The 20,111-nt window shown below is 32.8% G+C and carries 21 protein-coding genes; 6 read left to right on the top strand and 15 right to left on the bottom strand.

Features of this window, described 5'->3' with window-relative positions; all coding sequences use genetic code 11:
• Positions 1-14 precede the first annotated feature (14 nt).
• From KA878_RS12135 to KA878_RS12125, 3 genes are read right to left on the bottom strand one after another with little or no spacing between them, the layout of a single operon-like run.
• Positions 15-752 carry a pseudouridine synthase gene (locus KA878_RS12135; RefSeq protein WP_053029452.1) on the bottom strand — a complete coding sequence of 246 codons (738 nt, stop codon included), beginning with the start codon at positions 750-752 and terminating at the stop codon, positions 15-17.
• On the bottom strand, positions 749-1,288 hold the full coding sequence (gene scpB / locus KA878_RS12130) for an SMC-Scp complex subunit ScpB (RefSeq protein WP_193839315.1): 540 nt from the start codon (positions 1,286-1,288) through the stop codon (positions 749-751). The genes KA878_RS12135 and scpB overlap by 4 nt, the downstream gene beginning before the upstream one ends.
• Complete coding sequence (locus tag KA878_RS12125) at positions 1,281-2,012, bottom strand: segregation and condensation protein A (RefSeq protein WP_193839314.1); 732 nt, start codon at positions 2,010-2,012, stop codon at positions 1,281-1,283. Before KA878_RS12125 ends, scpB begins: the two co-directional genes overlap by 8 nt.
• A gap of 93 nt (positions 2,013-2,105) precedes the next feature.
• On the opposite strand from KA878_RS12125, the gene KA878_RS12120 reads away from it, so the two are divergent.
• Positions 2,106-2,624, top strand: a complete 519-nt coding sequence (locus KA878_RS12120; RefSeq protein WP_193839313.1) for a DUF309 domain-containing protein — start codon at positions 2,106-2,108, stop codon at positions 2,622-2,624.
• A 338-nt stretch (positions 2,625-2,962) separates the two neighbouring features.
• Here the strand turns inward: KA878_RS12120 and xerD are convergent, their stop codons facing one another.
• From xerD to KA878_RS12105, 3 genes are all read right to left on the bottom strand, one after another.
• Positions 2,963-3,850, bottom strand: a complete 888-nt coding sequence (gene xerD / locus KA878_RS12115) for a site-specific tyrosine recombinase XerD (protein ID WP_070854997.1) — start codon at positions 3,848-3,850, stop codon at positions 2,963-2,965.
• 97 nt (positions 3,851-3,947) lie between these two features.
• Positions 3,948-4,394 (bottom strand): ferric iron uptake transcriptional regulator, encoded by a 447-nt coding sequence (gene fur / locus KA878_RS12110; protein ID WP_193839312.1) that lies wholly within the window; start codon positions 4,392-4,394, stop codon positions 3,948-3,950.
• A 104-nt stretch (positions 4,395-4,498) separates the two neighbouring features.
• Positions 4,499-5,041, bottom strand: a complete 543-nt coding sequence (locus tag KA878_RS12105) for an NUDIX domain-containing protein (RefSeq protein ID WP_193839311.1) — start codon at positions 5,039-5,041, stop codon at positions 4,499-4,501.
• A gap of 81 nt (positions 5,042-5,122) precedes the next feature.
• On the opposite strand from KA878_RS12105, the gene KA878_RS12100 reads away from it, so the two are divergent.
• A complete protein-coding gene (locus KA878_RS12100; RefSeq protein ID WP_193839310.1) occupies positions 5,123-6,031 on the top strand; it encodes an aldo/keto reductase in 909 nt (302 codons plus the stop codon).
• Positions 6,032-6,171: 140 nt separating this feature from the next.
• On the opposite strand, the gene KA878_RS12095 is transcribed toward KA878_RS12100, so the two are convergent.
• Positions 6,172-6,414 carry a hypothetical protein gene (locus KA878_RS12095; protein ID WP_193839309.1) on the bottom strand — a complete coding sequence of 81 codons (243 nt, stop codon included), beginning with the start codon at positions 6,412-6,414 and terminating at the stop codon, positions 6,172-6,174.
• A 14-nt stretch (positions 6,415-6,428) separates the two neighbouring features.
• Positions 6,429-7,184: an SDR family NAD(P)-dependent oxidoreductase gene (locus KA878_RS12090; protein ID WP_193839308.1), complete on the bottom strand. Its 756-nt coding sequence runs from the start codon at positions 7,182-7,184 to the stop codon at positions 6,429-6,431.
• 461 nt (positions 7,185-7,645) lie between these two features.
• Between KA878_RS12090 and proC the strand changes: the two genes are divergently transcribed.
• Positions 7,646-8,461, top strand: coding sequence for a pyrroline-5-carboxylate reductase (gene proC, locus KA878_RS12085; protein ID WP_107629496.1), 816 nt, complete (start codon positions 7,646-7,648; stop codon positions 8,459-8,461).
• Between the two features lie 271 nt (positions 8,462-8,732).
• Here proC and rnz read toward each other — a convergent pair whose 3' ends face one another.
• The gene (gene rnz / locus KA878_RS12080; RefSeq protein ID WP_193839307.1) at positions 8,733-9,653 is read right to left on the bottom strand and encodes a ribonuclease Z; all 921 of its coding nucleotides are present in this window, start codon (positions 9,651-9,653) and stop codon (positions 8,733-8,735) included.
• Positions 9,654-9,888: 235 nt separating this feature from the next.
• Between rnz and zwf the strand changes: the two genes are divergently transcribed.
• Together zwf and KA878_RS12070 are read left to right on the top strand one after the other, a co-directional pair.
• The gene (gene zwf / locus KA878_RS12075) at positions 9,889-11,373 is read left to right on the top strand and encodes a glucose-6-phosphate dehydrogenase (protein ID WP_053029463.1); all 1,485 of its coding nucleotides are present in this window, start codon (positions 9,889-9,891) and stop codon (positions 11,371-11,373) included.
• A 319-nt stretch (positions 11,374-11,692) separates the two neighbouring features.
• Positions 11,693-12,556, top strand: coding sequence for an AraC family transcriptional regulator (locus tag KA878_RS12070; protein WP_075109097.1), 864 nt, complete (start codon positions 11,693-11,695; stop codon positions 12,554-12,556).
• A 132-nt stretch (positions 12,557-12,688) separates the two neighbouring features.
• Here KA878_RS12070 and KA878_RS12065 read toward each other — a convergent pair whose 3' ends face one another.
• The 4 genes from KA878_RS12065 to KA878_RS12050 all read right to left on the bottom strand — a co-directional run bounded on the left by KA878_RS12065 (position 12,689) and on the right by KA878_RS12050 (position 18,308).
• A complete protein-coding gene (locus KA878_RS12065) occupies positions 12,689-14,335 on the bottom strand; it encodes a glycoside hydrolase family 13 protein (protein WP_193839306.1) in 1,647 nt (548 codons plus the stop codon).
• Positions 14,336-14,347: 12 nt separating this feature from the next.
• Entirely contained in the window at positions 14,348-15,343 is a 996-nt protein-coding gene (locus KA878_RS12060; RefSeq protein WP_193839969.1) for a LacI family DNA-binding transcriptional regulator, read from the bottom strand.
• Positions 15,344-15,700: 357 nt separating this feature from the next.
• Positions 15,701-17,107 (bottom strand): NADP-dependent phosphogluconate dehydrogenase, encoded by a 1,407-nt coding sequence (gndA, locus tag KA878_RS12055; protein WP_193839305.1) that lies wholly within the window; start codon positions 17,105-17,107, stop codon positions 15,701-15,703.
• Positions 17,108-17,180: 73 nt separating this feature from the next.
• The gene (locus KA878_RS12050; protein WP_193839304.1) at positions 17,181-18,308 is read right to left on the bottom strand and encodes a M20/M25/M40 family metallo-hydrolase; all 1,128 of its coding nucleotides are present in this window, start codon (positions 18,306-18,308) and stop codon (positions 17,181-17,183) included.
• A gap of 157 nt (positions 18,309-18,465) precedes the next feature.
• On the opposite strand from KA878_RS12050, the gene prli42 reads away from it, so the two are divergent.
• A complete protein-coding gene (gene prli42 / locus KA878_RS12045) occupies positions 18,466-18,561 on the top strand; it encodes a stressosome-associated protein Prli42 (protein ID WP_154392014.1) in 96 nt (31 codons plus the stop codon).
• Between the two features lie 63 nt (positions 18,562-18,624).
• On the opposite strand, the gene KA878_RS12040 is transcribed toward prli42, so the two are convergent.
• On the bottom strand, positions 18,625-19,602 hold the full coding sequence (locus KA878_RS12040; protein ID WP_193839303.1) for an aromatic acid exporter family protein: 978 nt from the start codon (positions 19,600-19,602) through the stop codon (positions 18,625-18,627).
• A 12-nt stretch (positions 19,603-19,614) separates the two neighbouring features.
• On the bottom strand, positions 19,615-20,052 hold the full coding sequence (gene brxB / locus KA878_RS12035) for a bacilliredoxin BrxB (protein WP_070854986.1): 438 nt from the start codon (positions 20,050-20,052) through the stop codon (positions 19,615-19,617).
• Positions 20,053-20,111: the final 59 nt, after the last annotated feature.

The raw sequence follows: 20,111 nt of genomic DNA, 5'->3' as shown, positions 1-20,111 counted from the left end.
AAAATATTATTTATTTATTTTCCATTTTCTGCCATGTGTCTTAATACTTTAACTTCATGGGGTGTTAGGACTCTACCCTCACCTGCATTTAAACCTTTAAGATTTAAGTTGCCGAACTCAATTCTTGTTAATTTATCAACTTGGTGACCAAAGTGTTCAAACATACGACGAACTTGACGATTTCTACCTTCGCTTATAGTAATTTCTACAAGTGTAGTGTTTTTATCTTTATCCTGTTTTTTTACTTTCACTTGTGCTGGTTGTGTAAACCCATCTTCTAGTTCAATCCCTTTTTCTAAAGCTTTGACTTCTTCTCGCATGAGATATCCTTTTAATTTAGCAACATACTTTTTCTGAATGTGGTATCTAGGGTGTGTCATTAAATTAGTAAATTCACCATCATTTGTTAGTAGTAATAGACCTGAAGTATCATAATCTAATCTGCCAACTGGATAAATTCTAGTCTCTAAATCTTTAAAATAGTCTGTGACTACTGTACGTCCTCTATCATCAGACACACTTGTAATCACTTGCGTTGGTTTGTAGAATAATATATACATTTTGTCTTCTTGTTCTATTTTAATACCTTCTACTTCAACAGTATCAGAACTTTTAACTTTAGTACCTAATTCAGTCACAGTTTCACCGTTGACTTTTACCTTTCCTTCTGAAATTAAAGTTTCAGCTTTTCTGCGTGATGTATACCCACTATTAGCAATGCGTTTTTGAAGCCTTTCTAATTCTTTGCTCATTTCGTATCTCCTTTTTGATTTACTAAATTACTAAAGAAATCTTCCATCTCTTCTTCATCTTCTTCAGTAGTTGGTAAATCTTCAATTTTTTCTATTCCGAATACATTTAAAAATAAATCTGTTGTTTGTAAAGCATGACTACGAGAATTTTCCACATCTTTTGCTTCAATTAAACCACGGGCAATTAAAGTTCTAACTGCACCATCGGAATTAATGCCTCTAATTAATTCGATATCATTCCGCGTTAATGGTTGATTATATGCAATAATCGACAATGTTTCCATTGCTGCCTGTGATAACTTCATATTTGATTTTTGTTCAATGAGTTGTTCAATATAAGGTGATGCTTCTTTCTTTGAAGTTAAGATATAAGTTGAACCAAATTTTTGAATCATTAAACCACTTGAAGTATACGATGACACTAATTCAGCTAATTTTGCTTGATTAATATCTAGAATCTCTAAAATTTGCTTTTCTTCAAGACCTTCATCTCCAGCTGTATATAGCAATGCCTCTATGATTCCATGTTTATCCAAGATTAAAATTCACTCCTCTAACGATACGTATATCATCAAAATTTTTAACTTGTTCAATATTGATTTGTCCAGATTTAGACATTTCTAATATTGCTAAGAAGTGAGTAACCACTTGTTCTAATGGTTCACTAAAAGTAAACAAACTAAAGAAGTTAAACGATGTATGATGTTTTAATTGTGTCGTTACTTTTTCAGTTGCTTGTTGAATCGTAAAGCTTTCTTTAACGATGTCAACAGTCTTAGGTGTATTAAGTGCTAGTCTATTTTTAACACGTTGATAAGCAACAATTAAATCAGTTAAATCTAATGTTTGACTCTGATCCCATGTGACGTCTTTTTCAAGATGGGATAAATCAGTTGGGTGCTTAGTGAAATAGTGCTCGCGTGCTTCTTTCTTTTCGGCTAATAATTCTGTATATTCTTTATAATTTTGATATTCAATAAGTCGACCTACTAAATCTTCTCGTGGATCTTCCTCTAAATGTTCATCAACATCATGTTGCGGTAGCAATAATTTGCTTTTGATCATTAATAACTCTGATGCCATAACTAAATATTCACTCGCTATATTGATTTCTAATTGTTTCATAGCGTGAACATATTGCATATATTGTTCTGTTAATGATTTCATAGGTATATCATAAATATCAATTTCATATTTTTGAATTAGGTGTAGTAATAAATCTAACGGGCCATTGAAGGCATCTAATTTTACTTCATACATGTTAATCGTCCTTATACTGAATCTAAATCGTGCATAATTTACTAAAGTATTATAGCATGAATATTACAAACATTAAATTAAGGATGAGTCGGATTGGAAAAAGCCTTAATCGATTTTTATTATTATTTTCATAAACAGCAACATTATTTCTTATGTCATGATATTTTAGAGGATGCATGGAAAGCAAATAGTCAGTTTTCTAAAAAGGATGGCATTGTAAGCCTAATTTTATTTTCTACTGCCATGTATCATTATAGAAGAGGAAATACCAAAGGTGCGCGGATAACTTTTGAGAAGTCATTAAATACTTTTAATGACGCATGTGATAAAACAGTGCTAAATCTTAGTGAACACGCATTTCAAACATTAATTGTGAATGAGATTAAAGCTATAGATGACTTGAAACCATTCAAACCGGTATATTTGCCTATCAATTCAAACTTTGAAAAACAAATAATTGATAGGTATCCAGATTATTCATTTACATTTCTTTCTACTGAAGATAATTATATTGTTAATTACCACAAACTGAGAGATAGAAGCGATGTGATCAATGCCAGACAACAAGCATTGATGTATAAAAAGCGGATGAGGAGTTGGATGGATGATTAGTTAAAATTCAAACTGCCACTAAATAACTCGCTTTACTGTAGAAATAAAGCGTAATCTATTAGTGACTGAGACAAAAAATATAGTAATACTATTTGGAATTTTCCCAATAGTTGACTTAACGAAGAAGACACTTAAGTCAAGTTGCTTTTAGCTCTAGCAGTCTTTTAAGGAAGAGCCCCAGCAAAAAGAATATCACTAAGACATTCTTTTTGCTGCGGTTACATCGAATTCAAGAAATATTCTGTCTCCTCCCCACTCCTCATTCCTTGATATAAACCAATCTCCTTTTAAATAGTCATCTATCTATAATTAATCATTACTATAAATACTTAATTCTTTTAAGCTCTTGGGTGGAATTGATTATACATCTGTCTAATCTGAGTTTTAGAAACATGTGTATATAATTGTGTAGTCGAAATATCAGAATGGCCTAACATTTCTTGAACTGCACGTAAATCTGCACCATTCTCCAATAGGTGTGTTGCAAATGAGTGTCTTAACGTATGAGGTGTCAATGTTTTATTGATATTTGCCTTTAAACCATACTGTTTAATTAGTTTCCAAATACCCTGACGTGTCAATGGTCGTCCATGCATATTTAAAAAAAGCACGTTTGTGACGGTTTTTTTTAGTAATTGAGGTCTAACAGAATTGATATATGTGTCTAAATATTCGATTACAGTATCCCCTAATGGGATAATACGTTCTTTGTTCCCTTTACCAAACACTTTTACAAACCCCATAATTAAATTCACATCGTCTATCTCGATTTGTATTAATTCAGTCACACGCATTCCAGTCGCATATAATAATTCGAGAATTGTACGGTCGCGGTATCCATTATTTTTATTCAAATCTGGTGTTTCAAGTAACTGAATCACTTCTTCAACATCTAATACATCTGGAAGTTTCTTCTCATACTTAGGCGTTTCAATAAGAACTGTAGGATCTTTCGCTGCATATTTCTCACGTAGCGCAAATTGATGGAAACTGCGAATCGTTGAAATAAATCGCGCAATAGATTTTGCAGAAGCGCCCTGATCTATTAAATGACCTAGACATTCTTGGATCGTTTGTCTATCAATAAAATCAATATGCGCAATTTTGTTTTCTTGCATATATATTTGATATTTTTTTAAGTCTCTGCGATAGGCACCTATCGTATTCTCGCTTAAGCCTTTTTCGATTTGTATAAATTTTAAATATTCTTCAATAATTGTTTCCATTACAACACCTCTATTTGAATAGACTCACATTAAACTATGATGTGATATTAAGAAAGACTAAGACAATCATTTGAAATTGTCCTAGCCTATTATTTGTTTATTTTCCTTTTGCTTGGCATTCAGCACAAACACCGTGAAACGTTAATCTGTGATCTAAAATTTTGAAGTAATATTCTGTTTCGACTCTTTCTTCAACTTGTGGTAGTAAATCTTCATGGATTTCATCTACTTTACCACATTCCATGCACACTAAATGGTGATGGAAATGTTTAGCGCCCTCTTTTCTTAAATCGAAACGAGCAACACCATCACCAAAATTAATTTTATCGACAACTTTTATTTCGGCGAGAAGTTCTAAAGTTCTATAGACAGTAGCTAAACCTATTTCAGGTGCTTTGTCTTTTACTTTCAAATATACATCTTCAGCACTAAGATGATCTTTTTCATTTTCAATTAGAACACGGACAGTAGCTTCTCTTTGTGGTGTTAATTTATATGAAGATTGTTGTAATTGTTGTTTTACGCGATTTAATCGTTCTTCCATGGGAGCGACACTCCTCTATTAATAATTATAATCATTTTAAATTGAAAATATTTCAATTACTAAATTACCAATATTTTCAATTAAATGCAAGCTATTTACAGCACTTAATTAGAATGATTATAATTTAATAATATATACTGCAACCCAATGATTGTTTTAGCATCCTCGATTTCATGATTATCAAGTAATGCTTTTATTTCTGAAATAGGCACTTTATGCAATTCTACAAACTCATCTTCATCTAAATTAAGTTGACCTTCACTTAGTTTACTGCTGAAATAAATCGTAAGTTTCTCATTGGTGAACCCAGGGCAACCATACATGTCAGTAACAAATTCTAAGTTATTTGCAACATAACCTGTCTCTTCTTCTAATTCGCGTTTAGCAGCTTCTTCACGTATTTCATCTTGTTCTAATTTTCCAGCTGGAATTTCTAATAATGCTTTTTCAACTGGTTTACGAAATTGTTTAACAAGTAATACCTCATCATTTGGTGTTATTGCACAAACTGCTACCGCACCGTTATGATAAACTAATTCTCTTCTAGATGTATTCCCATCAGGCAATTCTACATCATGTATTTCTAAATCAATAATTTTACCATTGTAAATAACAGTTCTATCGAAAGTTTTCTCATTAAATTCCAAAAAATTCACGTCCCTTTTAATTCAGTATATAAATTGGTAAGATGAATGCGTTACTTAAAGTGTATCGAAAGGAGATTGGACATGCAAAAGAATATTTTAAAGAGTGGCATCGAAATTTCAGAATTAGGATTAGGATGTATGAGTTTAGGCACAGATTTTGCCAAGGCTGAACCTATCATTGAAAAAGCGATTGAAAGTGGTATTACGTATTTTGATACTGCAGATATTTATGACAGAGGCGTTAACGAAGAAATTGTAGGCAAAGCTTTAAAAAAATATCAAAATAGGGATGATATTATAATTGGAACGAAGGTAGGAAATCGTCCTACTGAAGATGGCGGGACTACATGGGATCCATCTAAACAATATATTAAGGAAAGTGTTAAAGGTTCTTTACAACGATTAGGATTGGACCATATCGATTTATATCAATTACATGGTGGAACAATAGATGATCCATTAGATGAAACGATCAGTGCATTTAATGAGTTAAAACAAGAAGGTATTATTAAAGCCTATGGTATTTCTTCAATCCGCCCTAATGTTATCGATTATTATTTAAAACATAGTGAAATCGAGACAATTATGTCTCAATTCAATTTAATTGATAATCGACCAGAACAATTATTAAATGACATACATGCCAATGGTGTTAAAGTATTAGCACGCGGCCCTGTGTTTAAAGGGTTATTAACTTCTAATAGTATTGATGCCCTAGATCATAAATTTAGTGAGGGCATATTTGATTATACACATCATGATTTAGGCGAAACGATTGCTTCAGTTAAAGAAATAGAAAGTAATCTTAGTGCTTTATCTTTTGAATATTTAAAATCTCACGATGCACTTGGTGCAATCATCGTTGGCGCTAGTTCACCACAACAATTAGAAGAAAATGTTAATAATTACAATAAACATGTAAGCCTTGATCAAGTAAAAGCAGCTCGAGACAGAGTGAAAAATTTAGAATACACACAACATTTAAAATAATGTAGTTATAATACAGAAGCGTTTGAGACATAAATGATGTAAAAATACTATTTTGCAAAACCTCGGTGCGGGATGGGACTAAGAATTCATAAAAGAATTTTGACCCACTCCCGCCTTTTTATTACATCTCAAATCTAACTTTAATACTGCTTATAGTAAGTATAATGACCATTGTGATTTTCGTCTTTGATAGTCACATTCATGATTTCACCTCTCAAAATTAATTCATGAAATTTGAAATCTATGAATGATTGTTCGTCAGCATTTAATAAGTCATAATTATTCTCCCCTATTAAATCTGCAATTGTAAAAATGGAATGCGGCGGTAGTGCATTCATATTCTCAATACATTGTTTAACGTTATGGTTTACACAACATAACATACAATCACTCCGATCTATAGTTTGTTTTTGAATAAAAATGGAAAAAGTGATTCAAGCAACCTAGGGAATAAGTGATAAAATTTTAAAGTGGTGTGCATCCATTTAGGTTGATTGATTTCACATTTACGTTCAATTATCCCTTTAATAACATCATTAGCTAATAAAGTTGGATCTAACATCATTGCGTCATACTTGTGTGCATAAGCGAGACTTGGGTCTGCCTTTTCATGAAATGCTGTTCTAATCGGACCAGTATTCACAGACATTACATGAAAAGATGGGTGTTCCAGTCGTAGTGCATTTAATACCGCATTTAATGCCGCTTTAGACGCACCGTAATGCGCGGCATTAGCTTGTGTGACAAAAGCAGCTTGACTAGAGATTCCAACAATACTCGCGTGTGGAGACAATTGGTTCATTAAAGCATGTAATAATAAATTAAACCCGATAATATTAACTTCATACGTTTCTGTCATTTCATCAGGGGTGTGTTGGTTGATTGATTTAAAGTACCCTAAACCAGAACTATAAATAATGCCATCTATTTGCGTATCGATATATTGAGGTAATTGGCTAATTGCATGTTTGTCTTGCATATCACACGGAATCATTTGGACATTATGTTCATATGGTGAGAAGTCAATGTGTTTATATTTTTGTTTGCTTCTAGCAAGTAATGTAACATGCGCGCCCTTTTGAATAAGCTGTTTAGTGATTTCGAGACCTAAGCCGCTTGTACCACCAGTTACCACATAGTGTTTACCTATCATAGACATTTCCTCTCTAACTTTGAATAATTTTATATTACCTTAAAATATTTAGTGTATAAAGTTTTCTAGTAATTGAGTTATATCTAATTGCATGCACTAACTTTTATAACAAATCACCCAAAGGATCACCTAAGCTAAAGCTTATGCGTAAAAAATGAAATTATAAATGATATGATGATACTATTTTGAAATTCGCAGTAGCTGACTGAACTGAAAAGGCGCTTAAATCAAGCTTTTCTCAGTTCTAGTCATCCTTGCGGGCGGGGCCCCAGCAGAGAGAATTTCATTAAGAAATTCCACAAGCAAAGCAAGCTGGGAGGGGACAACGAATTGTAAAAAATCACCCAAAGGTTCACCTAAGCTAAAGCATATGCGTATAGTGGCACTAACTTTTATAAAAAGAAGTGCCACTTATATGTTACTATGGGTTTATAAATTAAAGAGTGAGGATGATGTTGTCAATGAAATTAGTTTTTTATGGTGCAGGTAATATGGCACAAGCAATTTTCAAAGGAATTATTAATTCTAAAAAATTAAAGTCACATGATATCTACTTAACGAATAAATCTAATGAGGAAGCTTTGAAAAATTTCGCTGAAGAATTAGGTGTTGAATATAGTTATGACGATGAAAAGTTACTCCAAGATGCCGATTATGTATTTTTAGGATCTAAACCTTATGATTTCGAAAAAGTAGCTCAACGTATTCAACCGTTTATTAATGAAAACAATCGGTTTATTTCTATCATGGCTGGTTTACCTATTAACTATATCCAAGAACAATTACAAGTTGAAAATCCAATCGCTCGAATCATGCCTAATACGAATGCCCAAGTGGGTCATTCAGTGACAGGTATTAGTTTTTCTGGAAATTTCGGACCAAAATCAAAAGAAGAAGTTATTGATTTAGTTAATGCGTTTGGTTCGGTAATTGAAGTGAACGAAGACCATTTACACCAAGTAACAGCCATTACAGGAAGTGGTCCAGCCTTTTTATATCATGTTTTTGAACAGTATGTTAAAGCAGGAACAGATTTAGGGCTTGGAAAGGATCAAGTTGAAGAATCAATTAAAAATTTAATTATCGGTACAAGTAAAATGATTGAAAGATCAGATTTAAGTATGGAACAATTGCGCAAAAATATTACCTCTAAAGGTGGAACGACACAGGCAGGTTTAAATGCCCTAGCACAACATGATATTGAGGCAATATTTAAAGATTGTTTAAATGCAGCAGTTCAACGTAGTGTTGAATTATCAAAAAATGAAGATAATTAAATTAATATATAGAGAAAATAGGCTGGGATATAATTAATATAATGAAGCTATTTTGCAAATTCGCAGTAGCTGACTGAACTGAGAAGACGCTTAAATCAAGCTTTTCTCAGTTCAAGTCATCCCTGCGGGCGGGGCCCCAACAAAGAGAATTTCACTAAGAAATTCTACAAGCAAAGCAAGTTGGGAGTGAGACGATGAATTTAAAAAGAATTCAGTCCCACTCCCTCTCTACGAAATAAAATTGCCACTAGTATTTAAAAAATATATTGTTTTAAATTTTGAAAGTATCAAAATCCTTAACAAATTCAAAGTGAGGAACATTTTCCTTAGCTTTTAATTGATGTCTAATAGTATCTATCTCATCATAATTATAACGATTACTCAAATGCGTAATTAAACTTTTCTTAACATTAGCTTGCTTTATCAAACAAAAAACATCATCAATATGACTATGGTGATAGTTATTGGCTAATGTTTTTTCGCCTTCAATATAAGTAGCCTCATGAATCATTACATCAGAATCTCTTGCTATGCTTAACTCTGATTGACAAGGTTTCGTATCTCCAAAGATAGAGATGATTGGTCCAGGTTTAGCTGGTCCTTTGAAATCTTCAGAATTATAAATTTGGCCTTCATGTTCAAAATTATAATAAGCCTTTACTTCTTGGTACTTAGGCCCAGGATATAAACCTATTGATTTGAGTGCTTCGACATCAATAGTCCCTGGCGTTGTTGGAGATTCAATGCGATAACCATAAGAAGGAATACCATGATTTAATAATTTGGCACTAACTGTAAAGCCTTTATGATGATATGTAAACTGATTATCAATTTCAATATATGTGATTGGATAATTTAGATGAGATTCGGATAATCTTAAAGAAGTCTCAATGTATTGTTGCAATCCTTTAGGGCCAATAACTGTCAATGGTTTATCTTCCCCACCTTGAAAAGAACGACTCGTTAATAAACCAGGTAATCCGAAAATGTGATCTCCGTGCATATGCGTTATAAAAATGTGGTCAACTTTTCCAAGTTTAATTGAATGATGTAAAATTTGATGTTGTGTGCCCTCTCCGACATCAAATAGCCATATACTATTCGAAAAAGGTTCAAGGTTTAAAGCAATCGCTTGCGTATTTCTCTCTTTAGTAGGTAACCCCGCACTTGTTCCGAAGAATGTAACTTCCATGCATATGCCTCCTTTTCTTTCATTATATTTTATCATATGTGATTTATTTTGCTATAAAAAGTCATAAAATAAATGCATGTGTTTCATTTTGAGTTATAATGATATTAAATTGTGCATCATTCCATAATTCAAGTGCCTTTGTAGAAACATTAAAATTAGGCAAATAAGTTTGAAGCGGTGCAAATATATTTTATAATAATACAATCATAGTATTAAAAGAATTGAGGTTTTGAACTTGAGTAAACATTCTAAACATATTCCTTGTTTAATTACTATTTTCGGTGCAACCGGAGATTTAAGTCATAGAAAGCTATTTCCATCATTATTTCACTTATTTCAACAAGATAATTTAGACGAACATATCGCTATCATAGGAATTGGACGTAGAGATTACACGAATGAAGTATTTCGTGAACAAGTTAAAAGTTCTATTCAAAAGCATGTTAAAGATACATCACAGATCGATGCGTTTATGGAACACGTATATTATTTTAAACATGACGTAAGTGATGAACAAAGCTACAATTCATTATTGAACTTCTCTAATGAATTAGATTCAAAATATCAATTAAAAGGTAATCGCTTATTTTACTTAGCAATGGCACCTCAATTCTTCGGTATTATTTCAGATTACTTAAAATCATCAGGTTTAACTGATACAAATGGATTTAAACGATTAGTCATAGAAAAACCATTTGGCAGTGATTTGAAATCAGCTGAGCAATTAAATAATCAATTAAGACGATCATTTAAAGAAGAAGAAATTTATAGAATAGACCATTACTTAGGTAAAGATATGGTGCAAAACATTGAAGTTTTACGTTTTTCAAACGCGATGTTTGAACCGTTATGGAACAACAAATATATTTCAAATATACAAGTAACGTCTTCAGAGGTGCTCGGAGTTGAGGATCGTGGAGGTTATTATGAATCTAGTGGTGCATTGAAAGATATGGTTCAAAACCATATGTTACAAATGGTTGCACTTCTTGCGATGGAAGCGCCGATTAGTTTGAACAGTGAAGATATTCGTGCTGAAAAAGTTAAAGTATTGAAGTCACTTAGACAACTGGACCCACAAGAAGTAAAACAAAATTTCGTACGCGGTCAATACGATGAAGGCTTTATTGATGGTCAAAAAGTGATCGCTTATCGAGATGAAGATCGTGTTGCTGAAGATTCAAACACACCTACATTTGTTTCAGGCCGATTAACTATTGATAATTTCCGTTGGGCAGGCGTACCATTCTATATTAGAACTGGTAAACGTATGAAGTCGAAATCGATACAAGTTGTGGTTGAATTTAAAGAAGTGCCAATGAACCTGTATTATCAAACAGATAAATTATTAGACTCGAACTTATTAGTTATCAATATTCAACCTAATGAAGGTATATCTTTACATTTAAACGCGAAAAAGAATATTCAAGGTATTGATACTGAACCTGTACAACTATCTTATGCTATGAGTGCTCAAGATAAAATGAACACAGTAGACGCCTATGAAAATTTACTTTTTGACTGTTTAAAAGGTGATGCAACAAACTTTACACATTGGGAAGAATTAAAATCAACTTGGAAATTTGTGGATGTTATTCAAGATGAATGGACAATGAATGAACCTAATTTCCCTAACTATGCGTCTGGTACAAATGGCCCACTAGAAAGTGATTTATTGTTAAGTAGAGACGGTAATCACTGGTGGGATGATATTCAATAAATCATCAATTTATAACTATGACTTTGCATCTGGAGCAAAGATAATATTTTGAGATTTCTGAGCAAGTACACAGAGTTGAGAATGTACTTAAACTAGGCTTTATCTCAGTTCTTAGCAACTGTGCGCGAGAGTTTCAGCATAAAGATATTTATTTAATAAGCAAGTTGGGAGTGGATGAATGAATTTATATAGAATTCTGTCCACTCCCCTTTTCTATTCTTCTTAAAAAATTTTTTATATAGCACATGTTAAGATGTATATTTTCAAAAAATAAGGTAAAATAAAAGTTAATGATTGTATATTTATTGGAGTGAGAGTTTTGGACGTTATCAAGCAGATACAACAGGCAATTGTATTTATCGAAGATCGTTTGTTAGAGCCGTTTAATTTGCAAGATTTGAGTGATTACGTTGGTCTTTCTCCTTACCATCTTGATCAATCATTTAAAATGATTGTTGGACAATCACCTGAACACTATGCGCATGCAAGAAAAATGACTGCAGCTGCTAAAGAAATGGTTCAAAGTTCTTCAAGGTTAGTAGATGTCGCAAAAAAGTATAACTACAATAGTTCTAATGATTTTGCGAATGACTTTAGTGATTTCCATGGCATTTCACCAATTCAAGCATCTACCAAAAAAGATGAATTAAAATTACAAGAACGTTTATATATAAAGTTAACAACGACTGAACGAGCGCCTTATCCATATAGACTAGATACTACAGAAGATATAGCATTAGTAGGTTACGTACGTTATATTGAAGCAAACGATTTATCTAATCCTTATAAAGTTCCCGATTTTTTAGAAGATTTAATTCTTGATGGTAAAATTAAAGATTTGAAAAGGTATAATAATATAAGTCCATATGAGTTATTTGTAATTACTTGCCCATTAGATCGTGGTTTAGAATTATTCATAGGTGTTCCAAGTGATAGATACCCTTCTCATTTAGAAAGTAGAGTATTGCCTGGTAGACATTATGCAAAATTTAATCTACAAGGCGAAATCGATTATGCTGTAAATGAAGCTTGGTATTATATTGAATCCAGTCTACAACTCACTTTACCATATGAAAGAGATAGCTTATATGTAGAGATTTATCCTTTTGATATCTCATTTGAGGACCCATTCACTAAAATTCAATTATGGTTGCCTATTGAACAAGAAAATTATGACATGTAAGTCATGCGATGATAAGTATTAATGAGTACTTTTTATCTACTTACATTTCTTAAATAACAAGGAATATAGTCTAATTAAAAAGACGAGGAAAAGACAGTATACTATTATTGTCTTTTCCTCGTCTTTAATAAATTAAATTTCGGCGACAAATGCTTCAAATGGTTTGAGTGATGCTACGTCTAATTGACTTGTGTAATTGTGTAGTTTGATTGCTTCGTCATCGATAGCAAAAGGTAATGTTAATGAACTTTGTTTATCAGTTAAATTACCTGCAACTACTACAGTTTTGCCATCTAATTGTCTTTTATATGCAAATACATTTTCATTATCAGCATCAATCAAATCAAATTGGCCATACGTATAGATATCATGAGATTTTTTTAATTGTATTAATTGTTTGTAGAAATTAAGTACAGAGTCTGCATCTTCTAATTGCTGAGCAACATTGATTTTTTTATAATTCGGGTTAACTGGGAACCAAGGTTCACCTTCCGTGAATCCACCATTTGGACTATCATCCCATTGCATAGGTGTACGTGAGTTATCTCGATTTTCCATTTTATACTTATCTAGTAATTGATCAACATCTCCACCTTGCGCTTTGACAATTTGATATTCATTTCTAACAGCAACATCATTAAATGTTTCAATACTTTCGAAAGGATAATTAGTCATACCGATTTCTTGTCCTTGATAGATAAACGGTGTACCTTGTTGTAAGAAATAGACAACTGCATGACTTGTAGCGGATTCAAACCAGTAATCTTTATCGTTCCCCCAAGTAGACACACGTCGAGGTTGATCATGGTTTTCTATGAAGAGTGCATTCCAACCAATTCCTTCTAGTCTCTTTTGCCAACGATTTAAAACCGTTTTATATGATTTAACATCAAATTGAGAATCACCAGTACTCCACAAACCTAAATGTTCAAATTGGAAAATCATATTGAATTTCCCTTTATCTTCTCCTACCCAATCTTCTGCATTATCTGGATTAACACCATTAGCTTCTCCAACAGTCATAATGTCATATTTACTAAGAGACGCATCTTTCATTTCTTGCAACCAATTCTGAATACCTGGTTGATTCATATCTACATCAAAGGCTGGAGCATATGTCTTTCCTTCTGGTACAGGTAAGTCGCCAGCTTCAAATGTTTTCTTAATATGGGTTATAGCATCGACACGGAAGCCGTCAATACCTTTTTCAAACCACCAGTTCATCATGTTAAATACTGCTTCACGAACATCTGGGTTATCCCAATTTAAGTCTGGTTGTTTTTTACTAAATAAGTGGAAGTAATATTGGTTCGTTGTCTCATCAAACTGCCAAGTTGACCCATTAAAGATACTCTCCCAATTATTAGGTTCAGAACCATCCTCTTTAGGGTCTGCCCAAATGTACCAGTCTCTTTTTGGATTATCTTTACTAGATTTAGATTCAATAAACCATGGATGCTCATCAGATGTATGGTTAACGACTAAATCTAATATGAGTTTCATACCACGGTCATGTACCCCTTTTAATAGACGGTCAAAATCTTCCATTGTACCAAATTCATCCATAATATCTTGATAATCACTGATGTCATAACCATTATCATCGTTAGGCGATTTATACATTGGACTTAGCCAAATAACATCTATGCCTAAGTCTTTGAGATAGTCTAATTTTTCGATTACACCTGGTAAATCACCAATACCATCATTATTACTATCATTAAAACTTCTTGGATAAACTTGATACGCTACTGCTTCTTTCCACCAATTTTTTGTCATAAGTATGCTCCTTTATCGTTTTGTAGTTGATACCCTTTCTACTATTTGAGTTGAAATCATTTTTGCAGTAAAAGAAATAGCTTTATTTCCTAATACATCAATGATTGTATTACCTGCTGTTAGGCCAAGTATATCTGGGTTAATATTTACACTTGTTTGTGATGGCGTTGCGTTTTCAGTGAGAAAAGATGTATTAAATGTAGCAGTTTGTATATCATTTGGTATGTGGATTTGATATTCATACAACACATTTAATAATTGCATATTCAACATAGCATCAGACGTTATAATCACTGTAGGCTTATGACGAACATCAATACAATAGTGTTTTATACAATCACGCAAATCTTTGATAGACGCTATTACGGCGTAGTTAATAGGAATGTTAACGTCGTTACAGTATTGTTTAAATCCTTCTGTACGATCTTCTGTAACTGCATAATGTCCAGATTCTTGTAAAAATAACATTGACCGATGACCTAATTGATACAAATACTTTGCTAATTCAAAAGCTGCATCGACATTATCATTATCGATGTGTATAACTTGATCATAGTTTAAAGATTTCCCAATAATCAGATAAGGCACATTAAACTCATGAAGTAGTCGTTCTACAGGATCATCTTGCAAAGAATACAAAAGAATAAAGCCATCTACACTTTTAGATTGAATCATTGTCTTTACTTCTTCGTATAGGTCAGCGCTTTTCTCTGATACAGTCATTCTAGTTGAATAGCCTCTTCGATTACATGCCTGATTGATACCGTTGAGAACATCGCTATTAAAGGGATTTTGACGTATTTCAGGCGCAGAACTTTTTTGTATTAATCCAATGGTCAATGTTTTATTTGTTATTAATGTTCTCGCCGCTTGATTAGGAATATAACCTAATTTGGCCATAGCTGCTTTGACTTTAATAGTAGTCGAATCACTAATTTTCGGATTGTTTTGTATGACTCTTGATACTGTAGATGTAGCTACATTAGCCTCTTTTGCAACGTCTTTAATTGTAACCGTCGCATATCACCTCACTAAGATTTTATGGTAAACGCTTTCATATTCATCTATATTTTTATCGTATAGAATTGCTTATAGGAAGTCAATCATTTTGTGCAATCGTTTGCACTAAATGCAAAAAAGAAGGGAGTGAAACAGAAATAGTATTGTTTCAAAATTTATTTCTGTCTCACTCCTAGCTTGCTTAGCTTGTCGCATATCTTGATGAAATGCTATTTTCAAGAGCCTCGAGTTGGTTTGAAAGAAGCGTGTTACAAGTTCATTGTTAATACAGTCAGCTACTATGATTTTGCAAAATAGCATCATTATATTATATATGTCTTAGGCGCTTCTCTAAAGCATTAGTGATTATTCCTCAACCCATTGTGTATGGAAGATACCTTCTTTATCTTTACGTTCATACGTATGTGCACCGAAATAGTCACGTTGCGCTTGAATTAAGTTTGCTGGTAAATCTTCAGAACGATAACTATCATAGTAGTTTACGCTGGCAGAGAAGCCGGGTGTTGGTACACCGTTACGCACACCTGTTGCCACTACGTCTCTCAACGCATCTTGATATTCTGTGACAATACCTTTGAAATAAGGATCTAATAAAAGGTTTTGTAATTCTGAGTTATTATCATAAGCGTCTTTAATTTTTTGTAAGAATTGAGCACGAATAATACAACCCTCACGCCATATCATTGCTAAATCGCCCAATTTTAAATTCCATTCATTTTCTTCGCTAGCTTTACGCATTTGCGCAAATCCTTGTGCGTATGAACAAATTTTACTCATATATAAAGCTTTACGGATTTTTTCTAAGAACGCTTCTTTATCACCAGTAAATTCTGCTTTAGGGCCATTTAATTCTTTAGATGCATTCACACGTTCTTGTTTAATTGATGAAATGAAACGTGCAAATACAGATTCAGTAATAATTGTTAAAGGAATACCTAATTCTAAAGCATTGATAGAAGTCCATTTACCTGTACCTTTTTGACCTGCAGTATCTAAGATTTTTTCAACAAGTGCTTCATTGTCATCGTCTAATTTAGTAAAGATATCACCTGTGATTTCAATTAAATAACTTTCTAACTCACCGGCATTCCATTCTTTAAACGTTCTAGAGATGTCTTCATGTGACATGCCTAATAAATCTTTCATCATTGCATAACTTTCTGCGATAAGTTGCATATCTGCATATTCAATACCATTGTGAACCATTTTAACATAGTGACCTGCGCCATTTGGTCCTATATATTCTACACATGATGCACCATCTTTAGCTTTTGCAGCTATAGCATCTAATATATCACTTACTTTATTGTAAGCTGCTTCTTGACCGCCTGGCATTAATGAAGGGCCAGTAAGGGCACCTACTTCACCACCAGATACGCCCATACCGATAAAGTTAATACCACTTTCAGCTAAGGCTTTATTTCGACGGATTGTATCTTGATAATTAGTGTTACCACCATCAATTAAAATGTCATCATCATCTAATAATGGCAGTAAACTGTCAATTGTTGCATCTGTTGCAGGACCAGCTTTGACCATTAATAAAATTTTACGTGGTTTTTCTAATGAATTCACAAATTCTTCCAAAGAATATGTTGGGTGGATTTGTTTACCTTTAGATTCATTCACCATCTCATCTGTTTTTTCACTTGAACGGTTGAATACAGATACACTATAACCACGTGATTCGATATTCCAAGCCAGGTTTTTTCCCATTACAGCTAAACCTACTACACCTATTTGTTGAGTCATATTACTTACCTCTCTCATTCAATTTTTCAATAGTATTGTATCATAAAACTAGAATGTACTTCACTAAACTAAATTACGATTTAGCTACTAATTCAATAATTTTGACAATTTGTGTTGCTAAGTCGTTGAGAGACTTAATTGAAATGCGTTCTGATGTAGTGTGAATGTGTTCATAGCCCACACCTAAAATGACTGTAGGGATTCCAAATGTATTAATAATACTACCATCTGAGCCACCTCCAGCAATAACAGTATCACCAGCTAATCCTAATTCTTTCGCACTATTTATAGCATATTGCGTAACTTTATCTTCATCATTTAATTTAAAGCCAGGATAGCTTTTCTCAATCATTACTTTGGCTTCTCCACCAAATTCTTGCGCAGTTGACTCAAATATTTCTTTCATATGTGCTACTTGTTGCTCAATACTTTGTTCATTATGAGAACGTGCTTCAGCTTCTAGCATGACTTCATCTGCAACAATATTAGTTGCAGAACCACCGTGAAATTTACCTATATTTGCAGTTGTATATTGATCAATTTGACTTAGTTTCATACGACTTATTGCTTTTGCGGCAATATTAATTGCACTAATCCCTTCTGAAGGCGTACTAGCATGAGCAGTTTTACCTAAAATAGTCGAATTGATGACCATTTGAGTTGGTGCACGTACGACTGTTGTACCAACAGGTTGACTAGCATCGACAGCATAACCAAATTCAGCGTCTATGAGTGATTTATCTAATTCTTTCGCACCTTTAAGACCTGACTCTTCACCAACAGTAATTATGAATTGAATTTGACCATGTGGTATTTTATTGTCATTAAGATACTGTATTGTCTCAATAATTGCTGCTAATCCTGCTTTGTCATCCGCACCTAAGATGGTTGTTCCATCTGAGTATATATAGCCATCATCATTAATTTGAGGTTGAATATTTAACCCTGGCACTACGGTATCCATATGGCTAGTGAAATAAATTTTAGCTACATCTTGGTTATCACTTGTTGCGGGCAATGTACATATAAGATTATTAGCACCTAACCATGACTTTTCTGAAGCTCTGTCTTCAGCAACATGTAAACCTAATGCTTCAAATTTCTTTTTTAGAATGGGTTGGATGACTTCCTCATGACCTGTTTCAGAATTTATTTTCACTAATTCTAGAAATGTTTCAAGTAATCGTTGACTGTTTATCATTGTGATAAAACCCCTTTCTTATTTGATTTCTATTTTAACTAACTTTCTACAATATCAAAAATAAATTGATTGCCATTTGTATTAAAATCATTTATGGTTAATTTATATATTTGGTAAAGTACATGTTACTAAGTACTTTAATAAGGAGCGTCAAATAGTGAATAATAAAGTACTAAGAATTATAATTATTGTAATGTTAGTCGCTATTATAGCAGCATTACTACTCACAAGTTTAGTGCCATTGATGCATTAATATTTATAGAAAAGAGGCTAAGACGAACATCTCGTCTTAGCCTCTTTTCTATTTAATAACTTATTATAATTCATTATGCAATCTTAATGAACCAAACTGAGATTTAATATTTAGATACTCTTCTAACTCATTTAATATTTGCATCATACTTGAACGTGATTTTAAAGATTGATGAGATTTAGGAAGTGGTAATTCATCTAATGACAAACGGATTTCATATAATGAATGTAAACGAAGTGCAGTATAGTCGTTACTATTTACATTATTACCAATTTCTGTCATTAAATGTGATACATCTGCCAATAGAGGATCGTCGACAGTAACTTGATTTAATAAAGGTTTAATTCTACGAAGTAATTCAAGTTGTTCTTGTCTCATATCAAAGTAGTGATAATAAGAGTTTTCATTTCGAATAAAATGATTTTTAACATCTCTAAATGCAATAGATTTCGCTTTACGAATATCCAACTGAAGTTTCTCGAAAGATAAAGACAAATCATTACTATAATTCGAGCACGCTTCACTATATGCCATAAATATGTCTTTGAATCCTTTTTCAATTTCTTTCTTGAAAGAAACGAGTGTTTTATCCAAACTCGGCATAATTAAATTCATGATGAATGCAATTCCTAGCCCAATAGTTAATAAGAGTAGTTCGTTGATAATTAAATGTAAATTAATCGTTGTTGCATTAAAAACATGTAGTAATATGACGCAACTCGTTACAACACCCTCTTGAACCTTAAGCATGACAGTTATAGGAATAAATAATAAAACAATTAATCCTAGAACAAGTGCACTCTGACCTAGTAGGCTAAATACAAGTGAACCGAATAGTAGAATTAAAATACAAGATACAAATCGTGATACGATAGCTTGTACTGAATGAACTTTTGTATGTTTGATACACAATACAATGAGGATAGCACTTGATGCATAATTATCAAGTCCTATCCATTTGGCTAAAATGACACCTAGCGTTATACCTACCGCAGTTTTAAGTGTTCTAAATCCAATCTTATACGGATTTAACTTTAGCATCGGTAAATCCTCTTATCTTTCGTCGCAATACTTATCAAATAGGCTTTGTAATTGATTAATAACATCCATTACATCATGGCCTTCTATTTGATGACGTTCGATCATTTCGGTAATTTTACCATCTTTAATTAGAGCAAAAGATGGGCTTGAAGGTGCATATCCTTCAAAGTAATCTCTAGCCTGTTGCGTAGCTTCTTTATCTTGACCAGCAAATACAGTAACTAATCGATCTGGTAACTTATCATAATGTAATGCATGTGATGCTGCTGGACGCGCAATTCCACCTGCACACCCACATACAGAATTAACCATTACTAATGATGTACCATTTTGTTGTAATACTTTATCAACGTCTTCTGCTGATGTTAATTGCTCGTATCCTGCACTTTCAATTTCGTTACGAGCTTGTTCAACCACACCATTCATATATAAATCAAAATTTAAATCCATTTTGAATCACCTTTCAATCTTTTATTTATTCAATGTTATTCTACTAATTTAAACGATAG

The organism is Staphylococcus sp. GDY8P57P (assembly GCF_017892585.1).
In the GTDB taxonomy this organism is placed as follows: Bacteria; Bacillota; Bacilli; order Staphylococcales; family Staphylococcaceae; genus Staphylococcus; species Staphylococcus borealis.
This window is presented reverse-complemented; position numbering and strand designations above follow the sequence as displayed.

Coding starts and splice junctions, on each gene's coding strand:
- KA878_RS12135 (WP_053029452.1), bottom strand. CDS start 752: ATGAGCAAAGAATTAGAAAGGCTTCAAAAACGCATTGCTAATAGTGGG.
- gndA (WP_193839305.1), bottom strand. CDS start 17,107: ATGACTCAACAAATAGGTGTAGTAGGTTTAGCTGTAATGGGAAAAAAC.
- KA878_RS12040 (WP_193839303.1), bottom strand. CDS start 19,602: ATGCTAAAGTTAAATCCGTATAAGATTGGATTTAGAACACTTAAAACT.
- KA878_RS12050 (WP_193839304.1), bottom strand. CDS start 18,308: ATGATAAACAGTCAACGATTACTTGAAACATTTCTAGAATTAGTGAAA.
- KA878_RS12125 (WP_193839314.1), bottom strand. CDS start 2,012: ATGTATGAAGTAAAATTAGATGCCTTCAATGGCCCGTTAGATTTATTA.
- KA878_RS12090 (WP_193839308.1), bottom strand. CDS start 7,184: ATGATAGGTAAACACTATGTGGTAACTGGTGGTACAAGCGGCTTAGGT.
- KA878_RS12065 (WP_193839306.1), bottom strand. CDS start 14,335: ATGACAAAAAATTGGTGGAAAGAAGCAGTAGCGTATCAAGTTTATCCA.
- brxB (WP_070854986.1), bottom strand. CDS start 20,052: ATGGATTTAAATTTTGATTTATATATGAATGGTGTGGTTGAACAAGCT.
- proC (WP_107629496.1), top strand. CDS start 7,646: ATGAAATTAGTTTTTTATGGTGCAGGTAATATGGCACAAGCAATTTTC.
- rnz (WP_193839307.1), bottom strand. CDS start 9,653: ATGGAAGTTACATTCTTCGGAACAAGTGCGGGGTTACCTACTAAAGAG.
- xerD (WP_070854997.1), bottom strand. CDS start 3,850: ATGGAAACAATTATTGAAGAATATTTAAAATTTATACAAATCGAAAAA.
- KA878_RS12100 (WP_193839310.1), top strand. CDS start 5,123: ATGCAAAAGAATATTTTAAAGAGTGGCATCGAAATTTCAGAATTAGGA.
- fur (WP_193839312.1), bottom strand. CDS start 4,394: ATGGAAGAACGATTAAATCGCGTAAAACAACAATTACAACAATCTTCA.
- KA878_RS12095 (WP_193839309.1), bottom strand. CDS start 6,414: ATGTTATGTTGTGTAAACCATAACGTTAAACAATGTATTGAGAATATG.